Genomic DNA, 2,767 nt, shown 5'->3' with positions numbered 1-2,767 from the left:
GACGCAAGCGGCCGATCGCGCGACCTCGACGACCGTCGGGCGCGCGGGCGCGCCCCGCGCCGCTACCCGCGCGCGAAGAGGCGCGGGCCGCGCAGGCGCAGCCGCATCGTCACGGTACCGAGCCACCGGTCGTACTTGTACCCGACCTTCCCCATGCGGCCGACCTCCTCGAAGCCGAGGCGCTCGTGCAGGCGGATCGACGCCTCGGCCTGCCGGTCGGCGATCACCGCGACGATCTCTCGGACGCCCGCGGCTCGGCACTCGTCGATGAGCGCCTCCATGAGCGCCCGCCCGAGCCCCTTCCCGCCGGACGCGGCACCGAGGTAGATCGAGTCCTCGACGACCCGGTTCGAGCGGTCGCGGGGGTTCCACGGGTCGACGAGCGCGTACCCGAGCACCTGCCCGGAGGGGTTCTCGGCGACCAGGAACGGCAGGCCGCGGCGTCGGATCGCGTCGTACCGGCGCTTCCACGCGGCGAACGTGAACGCGGACGGGTCGAAGGTGACCGAGGAGTTCCGGACGTAGTGCGTGTGGATCTCGCGCACGTCGGGGAGATCGGTGGGCTCGGCGGCGCGGATCGTGTACGTGAACGCAGCCTCGGCGGGGACGGGGGCGCGCAGGTGTCGCGGCAGGACCCGCCGTCGCTGGTATTCCTCCTCGAGCACGGGTCCGAGCCTATGCCGCGGGCAGGGTCCAGTCGACCGGCTCCGCGCCCTGGGCGACGAGCAGCTCGTTCACCTGCGAGAAGGGACGACTGCCGAAGAACCCCCGCGAGGCGCTGAGCGGGCTCGGGTGCGCAGACGCGACGACCGGGATCTCCCCCAGGAGCGGCCGGACCGACGCGGCCTGGGCACCCCAGAGCACGGCGACGAGGGGCTTCCCGCGGCCGACGAGCGCTCGGACGGCCTGGTCGGTCACGGCCTCCCAGCCCTTCCCGCGGTGGCTGCCCGCTGCTCCGGCCTCGACCGTGAGGACGCGGTTGAGCAGCAGGACGCCCTGCGTCGACCATGCCCGCAGGTCCCCGTGCGCCGGCGGTGTCACGCCGAGGTCGGACTCGAGCTCGCGGTAGATGTTCGCCAGGCTGCGCGGGACCGGGCGGACGTGCGGGTCGACCGCGAACGACAGGCCGATCGGGTGCCCGGGCGTGGGGTACGGATCCTGCCCGACGACGAGGACCTTCACGCCGTCGAACGGCTCGGCGAAGGCACGCAGCACGTGCTCCCCCGCCGGGAGGTAGTGCCGCCCGGCAGCGGTCTCGGCGCGGAGCCAATCGCCCATCCGGTGGACGTCGTCCTCGACCGGGGCGAGGGCGTCGGCCCAGCCGGGGTCGACCAGGTCGGCGAGCGGACGAGCGTGCACGGATCTACGCGCCCATCGGTTCTACGCGCCCATCGGTTCTACGCGCCCATCGGTTCTACGCGCCCATCGTGGCGACGGCGACCGAGTCCTCGCCGGAGACGACGCGCCAGACGCTCCCGGTGCCGCGGACCTCGAGCGCGCCCTCGCCCACGACGAGGGTGGTGTCCTCGTCGATCGCCAGGCCCGCGGTGACGAACTCGGCCTCGGCGCTCGCGATGAGCCGCGCGAGCGTGCCGGCCTGGACCGCGTGCACGTCGATGGTCAGGTCCACCAGGCCGAGCCCCTCGCGGAGTTCGACCTCGTCGAGGCCCTCGGACGCTTCCTCGGGGCAGATCTCCACACCACCGATGCGCCAGCCGCCGACGAGGGCACGGTCGGCCGCGATCATCGCGCCGGCCGAGTAACCCAGGTACGGCAGGCCGTCGGAGACGAGCAGGCGGATCTGGTCGACGAGCGGGGCGACGGCGTCGAGGTAGTCCGGCGTGACCCCGCCGGCGACCACGAGGGCGTCGACGTCGCTGAGGACCGTGGTGTCGAACACCTGGCCGGCCGCGATCTCGGTGACGAGGACCTCGGCCGTGCGGGGACCGGCGAGCACCTCGGCGATGTCGGCCGTGCTGGACGGCGACTCCCCGGACGGCCTGGCGACGGAGAGCAGTGCGATGCGCGGGACGGTCCGGCCGACGGCTGCGGAGCGGACGGTCGCCTCGGCCACGAACGGCGCGGCGGCGTCCGAGGCGGCGAAGGGTCCACCGCCGACGAGGTGGATGCTCACGACTCGGCCGTCACCGGGGCGAGGGCGCTCCACGGGAAGGTGATCCACCCGTCGACGCGGCGCCAGACGTGGTCCGGCTCGAGCACGGTGCCGGGCTTCGAGTACAGGCAGGCACTCCGGACGTCGGCACCGGCGTTGCGGATGATGTCGACGACCAGACGCAGGGTCCGACCGGAGTCGGACACGTCGTCGACGACGAGGACGCGCTTGCCCGCGAGGCTCGGGGCGTCGAGCGCGGGCGACAGGATGACGGGCTCCTCGAGACGCTGCTCGACGTCGGTGTAGAACTCGACGTTGATCGAGCCGCACTCCTTGGTGCCGAGGGCGTAGGCGACGGCACCGGCGATGATGAGCCCGCCGCGCGCGACGGCGACGACGACCTCGGGTTCGAAGCCGGACGACAGGACGTCCTTGGCGAGCAGGCGCGCTGCGTCACCGAACTCGAGCCATCCGAGCACCTCGGGCCCGCTCGTCACGGTCACGGTCGAGGGAGCCTGGGCGGGTGACCCGGATTCGCTGCTGATCGGCATCCGACCACGGTACCGGCACGGACCCCGCGCCCGCGACCCACACGTGCCGCCCGGGCGCGTGCGCGGCGGTGCCGGGTGCGCGGCCGAGCCGGCCCGGGCGCGT

4 protein-coding genes are annotated in these 2,767 nt (G+C 73.8%); all 4 read right to left on the bottom strand.

The window, feature by feature from the left end; translation table 11 throughout:
- Positions 1–62: 62 nt before the first annotated feature.
- Genes Q7F20_RS18275 through Q7F20_RS18260 form a run of 4 tightly spaced genes read right to left on the bottom strand, consistent with a single transcriptional unit; the run spans position 63 to position 2,664 of the window.
- On the bottom strand, positions 63–665 hold the full coding sequence (locus Q7F20_RS18275; RefSeq protein WP_305741478.1) for a GNAT family N-acetyltransferase: 603 nt from the start codon (positions 663–665) through the stop codon (positions 63–65).
- Between the two features lie 10 nt (positions 666–675).
- Positions 676–1,359, bottom strand: a complete 684-nt coding sequence (locus Q7F20_RS18270; protein ID WP_305741477.1) for a uracil-DNA glycosylase — start codon at positions 1,357–1,359, stop codon at positions 676–678.
- Positions 1,360–1,414: 55 nt separating this feature from the next.
- Positions 1,415–2,134, bottom strand: coding sequence for a Type 1 glutamine amidotransferase-like domain-containing protein (locus tag Q7F20_RS18265; protein ID WP_305741476.1), 720 nt, complete (start codon positions 2,132–2,134; stop codon positions 1,415–1,417).
- Positions 2,131–2,664, bottom strand: coding sequence for a phosphoribosyltransferase (locus tag Q7F20_RS18260; RefSeq protein WP_175473674.1), 534 nt, complete (start codon positions 2,662–2,664; stop codon positions 2,131–2,133). The genes Q7F20_RS18265 and Q7F20_RS18260 overlap by 4 nt, the downstream gene beginning before the upstream one ends.
- Positions 2,665–2,767 lie beyond the last annotated feature (103 nt).

This window comes from Curtobacterium sp. A7_M15, from assembly GCF_030705415.1.
In the GTDB taxonomy this organism is placed as follows: domain Bacteria; phylum Actinomycetota; class Actinomycetes; order Actinomycetales; family Microbacteriaceae; genus Curtobacterium.
The sequence above is the reverse complement of the archived record's forward strand: the minus strand, read 5'-3'. Positions and strand labels throughout refer to the sequence as shown.

Bases quoted from the DNA above. Each gene is read 5' to 3' on its own strand.
- Q7F20_RS18260 (WP_175473674.1), bottom strand. From the start codon at position 2,664: ATGCCGATCAGCAGCGAATCCGGGTCACCCGCCCAGGCTCCCTCGACC.